Origin of the sequence: Liquorilactobacillus capillatus DSM 19910 (genome assembly GCF_001434915.1) — a bacterium.
Taxonomy (GTDB): Bacteria; Bacillota; Bacilli; order Lactobacillales; family Lactobacillaceae; genus Liquorilactobacillus; species Liquorilactobacillus capillatus.
In genome coordinates this window covers 120307-135503 of record NZ_AZEF01000027.1, presented here as the reverse complement: position 1 = coordinate 135503, position 15197 = coordinate 120307, and the positions used below count along the sequence as shown (strand labels likewise).

Genomic DNA, 15197 nt, shown 5'->3' with positions numbered 1-15197 from the left:
GAATGAGTAAGTATAGATTTGAATGAAAAGGATGATATAAATGAAAAAAGTTATCGTAGCTGGTTTTAAAGGCCGAATGGGAAATACAGCTTCACATATGGTCATTGATCATAAGGATTTTGAATTAGTAGGGGTCTTTGACCCGCGGGCAACTGAAAAAACACTTGGTGAGAATCTTGAGTTTAAAGGGATAGATGTACCAGTGTATTCTAAAGTAGCTGATATTGCATCAAGCACTGCAGATGTCTGGATTGATTTTACTTCGCCAACTTCCGTTTATGAAAACGTTAAGTTTGCAATTGAAAATGGTATTTCACCAGTTGTTGGGACGACTGGAATGACCGATGAGCAAGTAAATGAACTTCAAAAGCTCGCAAAAGCGAAGAAAATCGGCGGCTTAATTGCACCTAATTTCGGAATTTCAGCAGTACTTTTAATGCAATTTGCACAGCAAGCTGCAAAGTATTTTCCTAATGTAGAAATAATTGAAATGCACCATGATAATAAGTTAGATGCACCAAGCGGGACAGCGATCAATACAGCTAAGTTAATTGCTGAGGTACGCGCTCCGAAGCAACAAGGAAATCCGCAAGAAAAAGAAACTCTGGCAGGTGCACGTGGTGCTAATTATGAAGGAATGCATATCCATAGTGTCCGTTTACCAGGCTATGTAGCCCATGAGCAAGTTTTATTTGGGAGTGAAGGTGAAGCCTTAACTATTCGGCAGGATTCCTTTGATCGCAGTTCATTTATGTCAGGTGTTGCCGTTGCCGTTGCCAAAGTCCAAGATTACGATGAACTATTAGTTGGGCTTGAACATATTCTATGATAATCCAAAATTTACCAGTGGAGTTTGAGGAAGCAAAAGAGGTTCTAAATGCTATTCAACATGCAGGATTTGAAGCTTATTTTGTCGGCGGCAGTGTGCGGGACACAATTTTGAATCTTAAAATACATGATGTTGATATTGCAACCAGTGCATATCCATCTGAAGTGAAAAGAATCTTTAAAAAGACTGTAGATACAGGGATCGAACATGGCACAGTAACTGTGCTTGACCATGGTCGAGCTTATGAGATAACAACCTTTCGAACAGAATCGACTTATCAAGATTTCCGCCGTCCAGACCACGTTGAATTTGTCCGTTCGTTGAAAGATGATCTGAAGCGGCGTGATTTGACGATAAATGCTTTAGCAATGAAACCAGATGGAGAAGTTATCGATCATTTTGAAGGATTGCGTGATTTAAAAGAAGGTATGATTCGTGCAGTTGGAGTAGCTGAAGAACGTTTTCACGAAGATGCTTTGCGTATGATGCGAGCAGTTCGCTTTGCCAGTCAGCTTGATTTTATTATTGAGAAGAAGACTCTTAACGCTATCCACCATAACGCCCACTTATTGTCTAACGTGGCAGTTGAACGGATCCATGTTGAATGGGTAAAACTTTTGCTAGGGAAAAATCCACAAGCAGGACTTAAAGATTTCATGGCAACTGAGTTGTATCATTATTGCCCACTTTTCAGTGATAAGAAGCAGGTCTTCAATAAACTCATGAATCTTAATTCTAGCCAATTAACTGAAGAAGAAGCAGCATGGACACTGCTGTGTTATTTAAGTAACTTAGCTTCTAGTGGAGTTAAGGAATTATTGCGTGCTTGGAAAAGTTCAAATAGTTTGATAAGTAACGTGATAGTAGCAACAGAACTGGTTACTTTAATTCGACAACAAAAGATGGATTCATGGACGTATTATCGGAGCGGGCTGCATTGTTTAAGAATAGCTAATGAGGTTGCGGTGATTTTAGGTTTCGGGATCAACGAGGATATTTTAGAGCAAAAATATGCTGCTTTGCCAATCAAAGATAAGCATGAACTACAAGTTGATGGAGGTCTTTTGATCAACCGTCTGAAGATGAAGCCTGGGCCACAACTGGGAGTAATTCTAGAACGTCTTGAGCATCAAGTTGTTAACGGTGAACTTGATAATCAGCAAGATCTTTTGCTTACTGCTGCTTCAGCTTGGGTAAAATAAAGAAGAGTAATTTAAAAATGAGAGAGTGAATCTATGCAAACTTTACGCGTTGAGAAGTTATCGAAAACATATGGTGAAAAAACCTTGTTTGCAGATATTGACTTTATGATAAATGAAAATGATCGAATCGGTTTGATTGGGACTAACGGGTCTGGTAAGACTTCTTTACTGAATGTTCTGGCGGGGTTAGATACAGCGGATAGTGGTGAAGTTATTAAGCCTAATCAATATCGGATCAGTTATTTAAAGCAAGTTCCTGAACTTGACCCGGAAGCAACTATTATGAACGCCATTTTTGAAGGTTCAGCACCCATTTTTCAAATAATCCGCAACTATGAAGAAGCACTTATGTTATACGGACAAGATCCTGAAAATGCTAAGTACCAACAGCGTTATGTTGATGCTGAAAATAAAATGAACCAAGAAGACGCTTGGGGTGCGGAAAGTGATGTTAAAACAATTCTGACACAGTTACACATCACTGATCTAAAGCAAAAAATTAGCAGTTTATCAGGTGGTCAAAAAAAACGGGCGGGTTTAGCCCAAGTTCTGATTCAGGCACCCGATTTATTAGTGCTTGATGAACCAACTAACCATTTAGATTTTGATTCAATTAAGTGGTTAGAAAAATATCTTGCTAATTATAAGGGTGCGTTGTTGGTCGTGACCCATGATCGCTATTTTTTGGATCAAGTAGCTACTCAAATTATTGAATTATCATTTGGAAAAATATATGCGTATCAGGGTAATTATCAATCTTTTGTTGGCCAAAAAGCGGAACGAGTTGAACGTGAAGTTACAGCAGAGCATAAACAACAGCAACTTTATAAAAAAGAGTTAGCGTGGATGCGGACTGGTGCCAAGGCACGAACGACCAAACAACAAGCTCGAATTAATAAATTCAATGATCTTAAACAAAATTTGCACAAAGTTCAGGTTGATGATGATGTTGATATTTCTTTAGGACAGCAAAGACTAGGAAAAAAAGTTATTGGGATTGAAGCGGGTTCCTTGAAAATAGGTACACACAATATATTACAGAACTTTGAATTGCTGGTTCAAGCACATGATCGTATCGGAATTACAGGGGTTAATGGTGCTGGGAAGTCTAGCCTATTGAATGTCTTAGCAGGTGAACGCAAGCTGGATGCTGGAATTCTTACAATTGGTGAAACAGTTAAACTAGCCTATTATCGTCAACAGACAGAGCACATCCCAGAAGATAAGCGAATGATTAATTATCTGAATGAGGTTGCTCAAAATGTTGTTGATCAAACTGGACAGCACATCAGTACAACACAACTTCTTGAACGGTTTTTATTTCCACGTTCAATGCATGGCGTGCTTATTAGAAAACTTTCAGGCGGAGAAAAGCGCCGATTATATCTTTTAAAACTGTTGATGTCGCAACCTAATGTTCTACTATTGGATGAACCGACTAATGACTTGGATATTGGAACATTGACAGTTCTTGAGGATTATCTGGATAATTTTACTGGTGCGGTAATTACTGTTTCACATGATCGGTATTTTCTGGATAAAGTTGCTGATAAATTATTAATATTTGCTGGGAATGCACAGATTGAACAGTATACAGGACTTTTTACGGATTATCTTAGGGAAGAAGAAGTTAAGAAACAAAGCAAACAAAAATCCCAAACAGCTAAGAAAAATAGTAAACAGGATCAGCGTAGGAGTCATAAAGAGAAGCAAAAAACCAAGTCTAAGTTAACGTATGCTGAAAAATTGGAATTTGCTAAACTTGAAACTCAAATTGACCAACTTGAAACTGATAAGGCGGGGTTACAAGAACAATTAACTCAAGCTGATGGGGCTGATTATGAAAAATTGGCAGATTTACAGCAAAAAATTGATCAGTTCGACCAGCAAGTCGAAGAACAGATGCAACGTTGGGAATATTTAAGTCAATTTGATCAATAATCTTATAATGGAGCAGTGGTAATAATGGCGATTTTAGAACAACCATATTTAGACCTAATAAGTGATATTTTAAATAAAGGACACTTAAAGGGTGATCGAACCGGGACGGGGACGCATAGTCTGTTTGGTTATCAAATGCGTTTTGATTTAAGTAAAGGTTTCCCTTTATTAACAACTAAGAAAGTCGCCTTTGGCTTGATAAAAAGTGAATTGTTGTGGTTTCTACGTGGCGATACTAACATCCGCTTTTTGCTACAGCACAAAAATCATATTTGGGATGAATGGGCTTTTAAAAGATGGGTTGAAAGCTCTGAATATACGGGACCTGATATGAGTGATTTCGGACAAAGAGCATTGCACGACCCGGCTTTTAAAGAAAGTTACCTCAGTGAAAAAAAAGTTTTTTGTCAAAGAGTTTTAAATGAAGATGGGTTTGCACAAAAGTACGGGGAATTAGGTGATGTTTATGGCGCTCAATGGCGGCATTGGAAGACTCGCGATGGACAGACTATCGATCAGATCCAAAATGTGATCGATGGTATTAAACAAACACCTAATTCAAGACGCTTGATTGTAACTGCTTGGAACCCAGAGGATGTCCCGCAAAGTGCGCTACCACCTTGCCATAACTTATTTCAATTTTATGTAGTTGATGGAAAATTGAGCTGTCAGCTATATCAACGTAGTGCAGATGTTTTTCTGGGAGTACCTTTTAATATTGCTAGTTATGCACTGTTGGTACATCTGATTGCGCATGAAACAAATCTAGAAGTGGGCGAGTTTGTTCACACCTTGGGTGATGCACATATTTATAATAACCATATTGAACAAGTCCAAGAGCAATTGACTCGGCAGCCAAAGAATGCGCCATCCATCTGGCTTAATCCTGCTAAAAAAAGTATTTTCGATTTTGGGATGGAAGATATCAAGCTCCAAGGATATGATCCGGCACCGGCAATCAAAGCACCAGTAGCAGTGTAGTTTAAATAAAGGGGTGTAGTTTATTGCTTGCATATATATGGGCAGAAGATGAAAAGCACCACATTGGTTATCAAGGGCACCTGCCGTGGAAGCTACCAGCAGATTTAGCTTATTTTAAAAAGCAGACAGCTCAACATACGATTGTGATGGGGAGAAAAACCTTTGAGAGTTTTAAGGGTTTCTTACCACACAGACAGCACATTGTTTTAACAACCGCAACTGATTTTGCCGCAAAATATAATTTTGATAGTCGGTTAACAGTTGTTAATTCACTTACAGAATTGCGTCATCTGCTACAAAAAAAGGATGAATTATTTTTTGTTATTGGTGGAACAGCGTTATTTAAGCAACTGTTAGATGATGTTGATTATTTATACGTTACAAAAATTAATGCTGCTTTTAAGGCAGATACGATTATGCCTCAAATTGATTATCATCAATTTGAATTAGTTTCTGAAGTTGACGGTCCACAAAACCAAAAAAATCTTTACCGGCATCAGTATAAAGTCTATCGCCGTAAGAAGAATTAAAATTAGACAGTCCAAACGACGTCTCACTCGTTAAGGGCTGTTTTAGTTTATGCTGCCATATTCTTGTAAAAGGTCAGCTATTACTAAAGTTATTCACTAAATTATATTTAAGTAATATCTAAAAAGCTGAATAAAAAAATAAATTTTGCTATACTAATGGCATTTATAGTTACTTTTCTAGTCTTAACTTGTTAGAAAAAAATTAGTAACTTAGTAATAGAGGGGAAGATTAAGTGTTATATATAAAAAAAGTATTTACGCTAATCGCTGTTTTGGTCGTACTAACCTGCCTTTTTTATGTAGGACTGAACAAACTAGCCAGTAAAGAGTCGCGGCCTTTTAACAATAGGGTTACACAAAAAAAGACAACCCCTAAAAAACTGACACCGCCTAAAGTCAGATTGGTCGCGTTAGGTGATTCATTAACTCAAGGTGTAGGCGATACTACACAAAATGGTGGTTATGTTTACCTAATTAAGCAGGTCCTAGAGAGACGTTTAAACGCGACAGTGACAACTAAAAATTACGGTAAAGCCGGTGATCGCAGCGACCAGATTCGTGAAAGATTATTGCAGCAAGAACAAATGCAACAAGATTTAAAAAAGGCCAATGTTATTACAATGACGGTTGGTGGAAATGACTTGATGCAAACATTACAGAAAAATTTTAATTCAGTTTCATCAGATCAGTTAACCACGTTTATGCCGACTGCCCAGAAGACCTATACGCAAAAGTTAACTGCATTGTTAAAGACAGTACGTTCTTATAATTCAGATGCACCTATTTTTCTATATACAGTCTATAATCCTTTTTATGTTTATTTTCCAGCCTTAACACAAATGCAAAAATATACGGCCCAATGGAATACATTGGTTAGCCAAACAGTCGCAAAGGATAAGAAAATATATATGGTTAACGTTGAACGCCGCCTTTCTGAAGGACAGTATTATGATCACGGGAGTAAGCTTAAGCAAACTACGGTTACAGATTATAATAATCTTTCCGGTGAGAAGCTAACGCAGGTCTTAAATAATCAAAAAGAAAAAAATAATTATTTATCCGCTACGGATCATTTTCACCCTAATTTAAAAGGTTATAAATATATGGCGGCTAAACTTTATCAAGTTATGCTAAAACATAAAGAAACATGGCTAAAGTCGGGGGGATGAACTTATGCAACGGTCAGCTAATAGTAAGCAGGAACAAAAGAAGAAAATAAATCTCTGGAAGTGGCTTTGTATCGTACTGGTAGCTTTTATAGCCGGAACCACATTGTTTATTGCTAAACAAGTAACAATGCAAAGTCCTGGTCAAAAAGAAGTTAAGCAGGCTGTACAACGCAATCAGAGTGACCATACTTCAATTGGAGTTACAATGAATAAAAAGCAGTTAAATGGGACTATTAATTATTACTTAAAGCAGCAACAGAAGGATCAACAAATAAAATACCGGTTTTATGTTGGTGATGCAGCTATTTTGATGGGTACAACTAAGATTTTAGGTCAAAGTGTTTCCTTTTCTCTCTATACGGAACCAACAGTCACCGATAACGGTAATATCCGTTTGCGTGCCAAATCAGTTGCGATTGGCTCACTTAGCGCACCACCGTCTTTTATTTTGAACTATGTTAAAAATAATTATAAGCTAGGTAATGGGATAACAATCAATAGCAAGGAGAAGACGATAACCCTAAATTTAAGTGAGTTAACTAATAAACAGCGCATTACCGTTAAAGCACAGAAAATAGATTTGAAGAAAGATGACTTCCGATTCAAAGTTGATGTACCATTAGAGCAATAAGACAACTATGTAAGAGGTGAAATAGATGTATCGTAAAAGCTTTTATCAATATTTAATGACTGAGCGAAATCCAGAAAACACTGACGAAGTTGCCCAATTTGCCAATAATGCGTTCTATGACCAGAGTTTTCCAAAGCATTCTCAAAGCTATGAAGAACTTTCACAATATCTTGAATTAAACGGTGAGTATTTACCGACGATGACAATTTTTGACCAAGCTTGGCAGATGTATCTTGAAAAAATGAGTTAGAAAAATAAAATACAGTTAGAGGGAAAGAGCTAATGGTAAAGAAGCAGCAGCAAGAAGAAAAAATAGTTGAGAATAATAAGGGAAGGTTCAAAAAAAGATATAGCCTATTGACAGTTGTCATTGTTGGGTTGCTGACTTTGTTAATTGGTAGTGGTACGGTTTTCTTCATTATGGATCAGCGTTTAACTGCGGCACAGCGGACTAATAAATCGATGGCTAAAATTGAGGCGGTATACTCGACTTTATATAATAATTATTATCGCCATGTCAGTCGGCAAAAGTTAGAAAATGGAGCCTTGAGTGGGATGGTCAACGCGTTAGGTGATCCATTCTCTGAATATATGTCAAAATCAGAAACACAATCTTTGAATGATACTATTTCTAGTAGCTTTACTGGAATTGGGGCAGAAGTCCGAAAAAATGGTGATAAAATCCAAATTGTTTCACCAATCGATGGAACACCAGCGGCTAAAGCGGGGCTAAAGGCGAATGATGTAATTGAAAAAATCAACGGTAAGTCAATGAATGGTGTTTCTTTAAGTAAAGCAGTTTCTTATATTAGAGGTAAGAAAGGGACAAAAGTAACCTTAACGATTAAACGTAATTCTGAAACATTTACTAAAACGCTTGTACGCGATACGATCCCAGTAAAGACTGTTACGGGAAAATTAGATAAGGAACATCCAACAGTCGGGTATCTTAGAGTATCAACTTTTTCAGAAAAAACAGCAGCTGAATTCAAAAGTGAAATTAAACAACTACGTAAACAAGGTGCTAAATCATTTGTTATTGATATGCGTGATAATCCTGGTGGATTGATGGATCAGGCATTAGCAATGTCATCAATGTTCTTAAAAGATGGAAAAACTATAATGCAGGTGCAATCTCGAGATCAAGCACCACAAGTCTTTAAGGCTGGTAAGAAATATGATGATGGTTTCAAGGTAAACGAGAAGTCGGTCGTTTTAATTAACGGTGGTAGTGCAAGTGCAGCTGAAATCTTTTCAGGAGCACTTAAGCAATCAGCTAATATCAAACTGATTGGTACAAAATCTTATGGAAAAGGGACTGTCCAGAATACTGTTCCTTTCAACGATAAGACTGAACTTAAAGTTACGATCGCTAAGTGGTTGACTCCAGATGGCTCATGGATCCATCACAAAGGGTTGCAACCAACTGTAAAAAAAGACTTCCCAAGTTATGCTTATCAAACAGCTATTGATACAACTAAAACATATCAACAAGGCGATGTTTCTGCACAAGTTAAGAAAATACAGGTCTTATTGAATGCTTTAGATTATGGTCAAATTAAAGCTAATGGTTATTTTGATGCAACAACACAAGGTAGTCTAAAGAAATTCCAAAGTGATAACAAACTACAGACAACAGGGAAGGCTGATAAGGCAACTATCGAAAAGCTTGAAGAAAAAACAGCTACTAAAATAGCTGCAAGCGATGATGCTTATCAAACGGCGGTGCAGGAAGTTAAGTGAAAGCAGTCTTCTCTTTATAAGTAATCTTAGTTAAGGATTACAAGCTGATAAAGTATAACTAAATTTTATAGGAGTTCGACTTAAAACTAGTAGATAGTTTTGAGCCGAGCTTTTTTATTTTGTTGATCAAGAGGTTTAACTTGAACTATTAATTATAATAATCAGCTTGCATGGTATGCTACAATAAATTTAAATTTACTTTTAAAAGAGAGAAGGAGAAATTATTTTTATCGAAAAATTAAAAGCATTAAGCAAACTTTACATCATCGACACATTTGATAACAAAGTTGTCTTTATTTATACGTTATTATTTCCAACAATCTATTTCATATTTGTGAATTCTAAAGCAATCTTACATCCACGGATTTATACAGTAGCCGAAATTGCAGCCGTGGCTCAACCGTATTGGGCATATGTTATTTTTATTGCATTACTTAATACGGTTGTTATAACGACTGTTACACAACGTGAAGTTGGTTACTATAAAGAATTTTATTTTATCGTTGGTTCCAAATGGCTAATCTTTATTGCAAATTTTATTGTTCAGACCATCTTTATTTTGTGTGAGGTTTTAGCTTTTTCAATAGTAGTGATGTTAGCGTTGCACAGTTGGTATAGTAGTATTTTAATTAGTGGTTTTCTAACCGTACTTTTAGCAGTATTACCTGTGACAATGTTTCTGAGTATTTTATTTATTTTCCGAATTAAGCAGCAATCACTTTCAATAATTGGAACATTTCTGATATTTGTACTTTTTTATCTAGCTACTCTAAGAGGTGGAACGTGGTTGGCACAAATTGTACTACTATTAAATCCATATAAATTTATTTTAGTTTTGTCGGAGCAACTGACTAATGTGCTCACTAAGACTAACCTTAACTTAGTGTCAATTAGTCAGTTACTAGTAATGGCAGGAATTTTTTGCATACTAGGGTTAATAGGTTTTTCTAGATTTGATATTCGCCCGATATTAGAGCGAGCCTAAGAAGGGAGAATTTATATTGGAGATTAAAAACTTATCTTTTTCATATCATGCACGGCAAATTTATAACAATTTAAATATCAAATTTAGTTCAGAGATACCTAATATTATTATTGGGCCTAATGGGGTGGGGAAAACAACGCTTCTAGACACACTTGCACATTTGAATCCAAGTGCAGCATCATCACTAATAGATGTCCCTGATGCAAAAGAAACTGGTTATCAGTTACAGCGTACCTTTTTTTACCCAACATTGACTGTTGGTCAGACCTTAGAGATATACAGAAAGATCGACCATGCAGGCAGTAGAAGAGAGACACCAGTAATGGAACATATTTATACAGAGGTTTTAAAGCCACTTGAAACTGTTAAGATGGGAATGTTATCTGGTGGTGAAAAACGAATAGTGTTAACCTATGGAACATGTCTTTTACAAAGAAAGATGTATCTTTTTGATGAACCATTAAGTGGAATAGATGCAAGTAATGCATATTTAATTATGGATATTCTATGCTCACTTGCCGAAAAAGAGCTAGTTGTGATGACAACACATCAACTTGGTCAGTTAAAAAATAAAAAAGCGCGTATCTTTTGCCTTAACCAGAAACGGTGTGTTTTTAACGGAACGTACTCAGAACTGCTGCAATTGGAAGAAACACAAGAGGTAGACGAAGCCTATAGTAAGTTGATTAATAGTACCAGAACTAATCTAGTGCAGTAATGGTGGTTTAAGGGCATCATGCCTAAAAGAACTTATCTGTTCAGTTTTAATAAAGGGCTTACAAAAGTGCTATAATAAAATCGGTTAGTTTAAATCAATCAAAGGAGGGGTAATGATGAATGATGATGAGGAAAAAGCAAGAATTCTTCGTGAGACACGCAGGTTACAGCAAGAGATTCACTCAGAACAAATTAAGATTGTACAAAAATATAGTGAACTAAATAAGTTATACCAACTGCTTGATAGTAAGCAAACTGTTTCTCAACCTTCAAATAAGCATGATGCAGGAACTATAAGTGGAGATAATCATGCTATTGATGATAGCTTACGAAACACAACGACTGGTTTTTCTGAAAAGGCGCTAACAGAGTTAAGAAAATATAAAGCACCCGAGCGAGTTAGATGGTGGCAGTTTTTTTGGAAACAACAATAGGCTATTATAGTAAGTATCCTAAGAAAATACTATATTGAAACTAATTTTGTTATACTAAACTAGTAGAATTCTATTTTTTTGTAGAGGAGATTAAGACTGTGTTTTTATTAATTAATATTCTAGGCTTTTTTGTTTTTTTAGGTATAGCATTTCTTTGTTCTAATAACCGTCGTTCAATCAATTGGAAATCAGTTATAGTAGTTATTGTTCTGGAAATTTTTCTTGCGTGGTTTTTCATGAAGTTCAGCGTAGGTCGTGAAGTCATTCGGGGAGCAGCTGATGGTTTTAACTGGCTAGTAGCTGTAGCTAACAAGGGAATAGCGTTTGCTTTACCTGATTGGCTGAAACCGACAACTGGATCGCCCAACTTCGTTACAAGTGCTCTTTTACCGATCTTACTTGTTGTTCCGCTGTTTGATATCTTAACATATATCGGTTTGTTACCATGGTTAGTAAAATGGATTGGTCGTGGTTTATCGTTTATTACACGTCAGCCGCGTTTTGAAGCTTTTTTTTCAATTGAAATGATGTTCTTAGGAAATACAGAAGTTCTGGCAGTTTCAAGGGATCAATTGCAGCAGATGAGTGCACGGCGTAATTTTACGCTTGCTATGATGTCTATGAGTTGTGTAACTTCAGCGATTATTGGCTCATATATAAAGATGGTTCCAGGACAGTATGTTTTAACGGCAATTCCACTAAATATTTTAGGTGCAATTGCTATCGCTGCTATTCTAAATCCCGTTAATGTTTCGGAAGAGGAAGATGTAATTGTTACTATTCACAAAAACGAGAAACGTGAACCGTTCTTCTCATTCCTAGGTGACTCTATTTTAAACGCGGGTAAGTTAATCTTGATCATTACAGCAACGGTTATTGCTTATGTTTCATTAGCAGCTTTAATCAATCAGTTATTTAGTTTAACGGGTTGGAACTGGTTAACATTAGAAAATATATTTGGCGTTATTCTCTTCCCATTTGCTTGGTTGTTAGGCTTCGATGTCCATCAAGCCTTCCAACTTGCACAATATATGGGAACAAAACTAGTTACTAATGAATTTGTTGTTATGGGTGAAGTTACAAAAAACATGATGGCACAAAAAGGGCTGTTTGCTAATGAGCATGCACGTGTAGTTTTAACTGTTTTTCTAACTAGTTTTGCTAATTTTGGAACTGTAGGAATGATTATTGGTGCATTCAAAGGGTTAGTTTCAAAGGAAAAGACGGACTTTATTTCAAGTAGAGTGCCGCAGATGTTATTAGCAGGTATTTTGGTATCTTTGTTATCAGCAGCTAGTGCGGGCTTATTTGCTTGGTAAATTTAATTAAGGAGGGGTTTTATGGTACGTGCAGTAATTTTAGATATGGATCCTGGAATAGATGATGCTGCAGCGATTGCGGTGGCACTTAATAATCCAGGACTTGATGTTAAATTGATTACAACGGTTGCAGGAAATGTTAGTGTTGACAAGACAACAACTAATGCACTAAAGCTAGTCGAATTTTTTGGTAAAAATATTCCTATCGCCAAAGGCGCTGCAGAACCGTTAAAAAAGAAGTTTGAAGATGCTGCTGCTATTCATGGGGAAACAGGATTACCTGGATATGATTTTCCTACTCCACGGATGGAAGTTAGTAAATTAGCTGCAACGGAAGCCATAGCTGCTGAGCTTAGCCATAGTAAAGAACCAATGACCTTAATTGCGACTGGTGCTTATACAAATATCGCATCTTTTATTAAACAATACCCAGAACTGCTTGTCAAAATTGATGAACTGATCTTAATGGGCGGATCTATTTCAGGGGGAAATGCAAGTTCTGTTGCTGAGTTTAATGTTTTTACTGATCCGGATGCAGCCAAGATTGTCTTTGAAAGTGGTCTAAAGATTACAATGATCGGCTTAGATGTTACTCTAAAGGCGCTAATAAGCAAAGAGACTTCGGATCAGTTAGTAACTTTAGGCGAAGCAGGAAAGATGTTGCATGGAATCATTAATGCTTATGGTGATGTTCATGAGGGCGGAAAGCCAATGCATGATGTCATTACTATCTTGTATGCTCTCCATCCAGAGATGATCAAACTGCGAAATGAGTATATTGATGTTGTTACTGAAGGTCCGGCGATTGGAGCAACAGTAGCGGATATTTTACATCGATGGCACGCTGAGAAAGACTTTAATGCCCGTGTTGGGGTTGGAATCGATGCTGCTTTTTTCAATAAATGGTTTATTAAACAAGTTAAATTAATGAATAAGGACTAAATAGCATAGGATTCAAAAAAATTCAATAAAAAAGTCGGGAAATGATAATGTAGTTATTTATTGTTTCTCGACTTTTTAAGTTAGGTGTTAAAGGTGTCAGTGTTTATTACGTTTAGTGTGCCGAGTTTGAAGATACTCTAGTTTTATTTTAGAGTAGTTTTCATTTCCTTGTTCAGTTGGAAGGCAGTATTGGTGTCCTTGAAGAGGTAAAATTATGGTTTGTATAGCTTTTAACCAATAATGGAATAAGATTATCACATAAATTACATACACAATGTGCGACTTTTTTGGTATACTTGTTAATCATTACAGTAAGCTCGATACGATTCTTATTACCAAAGATAAACATTAATTTTAAAATGATTTCGTATACGATTAACGTTGGTTTGATAGCCAAGACGTTATCATTTTAATTGATTGGGCATCTGTCTTTAACGGTATTGGAGTTGAATGCATTTATTTTAGTTTTTAGCTGGATATGTCATTGCTGTAGATTCTGCAGGAGATGATACACGTTGAAAAAGACGTTTTTAAAAGACAGACCAGGTAATGATGTAACGGACAGTTAAGGCGAATCAGGAGCGTACAAGAGTACTCTATAAGACTATAAAAGTTAATTTAATTAAGATTAAGGAGGATGATATAATGGTAGTTAAATTTATTAGAAAAGCTGTTGCAGCAGACATTGAAAAGATCATGCCTCTTATTGAGAAGGCAAAAGTTTTACTTGCAAGTGAAAATATTCCACAATGGCAAAATGGTTATCCAAATTATGACGTAATTACAGCAGATATTAATCAAGGTGCAACTTATATCCTTATTGTTGATGGAAAAATTACTGGCACAGCAACATTAGCTGTAGGAGATGAACCTAATTATCAAAAATTATATTTTGGAAGCTGGAAACAATTTCCAAATAAAGAAGCTTATGCGGTAATCCATCGAATTGCAATTGACCCACAGTACAAAGGAAGTCATCTGGCTGATTTTTTCTTTAGTAGTCTCAACACCATCGCTTATCAGCTAGGAGTGAAACAGCTTAGGGTAGATACACATATTTTGAATAAACGGATGCAGCATATTATAATCAAGGCTGGCTTCAATTATACCGGTGTAGTTTACATGCAAGATGATCCACAGGAACAGCGGAATGTTTATCAGCTTTTTCTACCAGCTTGAAGCTAAGAAAGCTAAAAATGACTTGGACGTAGTGGCAGCATATAGCAGCGGTTGCATTGACAATTAAATTAAATAATGATATTTTTAGTTGCAGTGAGAGTTGTATTACTGGCGGGAGTGGGTGAACCACACGGAGTATGACTCAATATAATGTCGACCGCCTGGGCACTTCTGCTTTTTGCTGAGTGTCTTTTTTTTGTTGTATTTAGATATTGATCCTAAAAGGGAGATTATAAGAATGTATAAAGTTAAAATTAATAACATGCGGTTTCATAGTCATATTGGGGTATATCAAGAAGAAAAAAAACTAGGCCAAAATATTGAGATAAATCTTGTAGTTGATTTTAACATCGATGAAACAACAATTAAAGATCGAGTTGAAAGAACAATTAGTTATGCTGCTTTTTATACTGTTATTGCAGAAATTGTAAAAAATAGCCAAGTAAATTTAATTGAAACGTTAGCTTTAGAAATTATAAATGAAATAAAAAAAATTGATCAAGAGCATATTGGGACAGTTAAAGTTAATCTGAAGAAATTAGCTGTACCAATTGATGGTATTTTTGATAATGTTGAAATAGAGATGGAGCGTTGA

Annotated in this window: 16 protein-coding genes and 1 riboswitch; all 16 genes read left to right on the top strand. The window is 36.2% G+C overall.

Going from position 1 to position 15197, the window contains the following annotated elements; translation table 11 throughout:
• The first annotated feature begins 40 nt into the window (after positions 1-40).
• The 16 genes from dapB (at position 41) to folB (ending at position 15197) form a co-directional block, all read left to right on the top strand.
• Positions 41-829 (top strand): 4-hydroxy-tetrahydrodipicolinate reductase, encoded by a 789-nt coding sequence (gene dapB, locus FC81_RS06310; RefSeq protein WP_057744438.1) that lies wholly within the window; start codon positions 41-43, stop codon positions 827-829.
• Complete coding sequence (locus FC81_RS06305) at positions 826-2031, top strand: CCA tRNA nucleotidyltransferase (protein WP_057744435.1); 1206 nt, start codon at positions 826-828, stop codon at positions 2029-2031. The genes dapB and FC81_RS06305 overlap by 4 nt, the downstream gene beginning before the upstream one ends.
• Before the next feature lie 33 nt (positions 2032-2064).
• Positions 2065-3972, top strand: coding sequence for an ABC-F family ATP-binding cassette domain-containing protein (locus tag FC81_RS06300; RefSeq protein WP_057744432.1), 1908 nt, complete (start codon positions 2065-2067; stop codon positions 3970-3972).
• Positions 3973-3996: 24 nt separating this feature from the next.
• Entirely contained in the window at positions 3997-4953 is a 957-nt protein-coding gene (locus FC81_RS06295) for a thymidylate synthase (protein WP_057744430.1), read from the top strand.
• Between the two features lie 23 nt (positions 4954-4976).
• Positions 4977-5483 carry a dihydrofolate reductase gene (locus FC81_RS06290; protein WP_057744427.1) on the top strand — a complete coding sequence of 169 codons (507 nt, stop codon included), beginning with the start codon at positions 4977-4979 and terminating at the stop codon, positions 5481-5483.
• A 233-nt stretch (positions 5484-5716) separates the two neighbouring features.
• On the top strand, positions 5717-6652 hold the full coding sequence (locus FC81_RS06285) for an SGNH/GDSL hydrolase family protein (RefSeq protein WP_057744425.1): 936 nt from the start codon (positions 5717-5719) through the stop codon (positions 6650-6652).
• A gap of 4 nt (positions 6653-6656) precedes the next feature.
• The gene (locus FC81_RS06280) at positions 6657-7283 is read left to right on the top strand and encodes a YpmS family protein (protein WP_057744422.1); all 627 of its coding nucleotides are present in this window, start codon (positions 6657-6659) and stop codon (positions 7281-7283) included.
• A gap of 25 nt (positions 7284-7308) precedes the next feature.
• Positions 7309-7533 carry a YozE family protein gene (locus tag FC81_RS06275; RefSeq protein ID WP_057744419.1) on the top strand — a complete coding sequence of 75 codons (225 nt, stop codon included), beginning with the start codon at positions 7309-7311 and terminating at the stop codon, positions 7531-7533.
• 32 nt (positions 7534-7565) lie between these two features.
• Positions 7566-9026, top strand: a complete 1461-nt coding sequence (locus FC81_RS06270) for a S41 family peptidase (RefSeq protein WP_057744416.1) — start codon at positions 7566-7568, stop codon at positions 9024-9026.
• A 334-nt stretch (positions 9027-9360) separates the two neighbouring features.
• Positions 9361-10011, top strand: coding sequence for a hypothetical protein (locus FC81_RS06265; RefSeq protein ID WP_057744413.1), 651 nt, complete (start codon positions 9361-9363; stop codon positions 10009-10011).
• Between the two features lie 16 nt (positions 10012-10027).
• Complete coding sequence (locus tag FC81_RS06260; protein ID WP_057744410.1) at positions 10028-10729, top strand: ATP-binding cassette domain-containing protein; 702 nt, start codon at positions 10028-10030, stop codon at positions 10727-10729.
• A 115-nt stretch (positions 10730-10844) separates the two neighbouring features.
• The gene (locus FC81_RS06255) at positions 10845-11162 is read left to right on the top strand and encodes a hypothetical protein (RefSeq protein ID WP_057744407.1); all 318 of its coding nucleotides are present in this window, start codon (positions 10845-10847) and stop codon (positions 11160-11162) included.
• Positions 11163-11260: 98 nt separating this feature from the next.
• Complete coding sequence (locus tag FC81_RS06250; protein WP_057744404.1) at positions 11261-12481, top strand: NupC/NupG family nucleoside CNT transporter; 1221 nt, start codon at positions 11261-11263, stop codon at positions 12479-12481.
• Positions 12482-12502: 21 nt separating this feature from the next.
• Entirely contained in the window at positions 12503-13423 is a 921-nt protein-coding gene (rihC, locus tag FC81_RS06245) for a ribonucleoside hydrolase RihC (protein ID WP_057744402.1), read from the top strand.
• Between the two features lie 645 nt (positions 13424-14068).
• Positions 14069-14602: a GNAT family N-acetyltransferase gene (locus FC81_RS06240; protein ID WP_057744399.1), complete on the top strand. Its 534-nt coding sequence runs from the start codon at positions 14069-14071 to the stop codon at positions 14600-14602.
• Between the two features lie 94 nt (positions 14603-14696).
• Positions 14697-14776: riboswitch (ZMP/ZTP riboswitch) on the top strand.
• Positions 14777-14840: 64 nt separating this feature from the next.
• Entirely contained in the window at positions 14841-15197 is a 357-nt protein-coding gene (gene folB, locus FC81_RS06235) for a dihydroneopterin aldolase (protein WP_057744396.1), read from the top strand.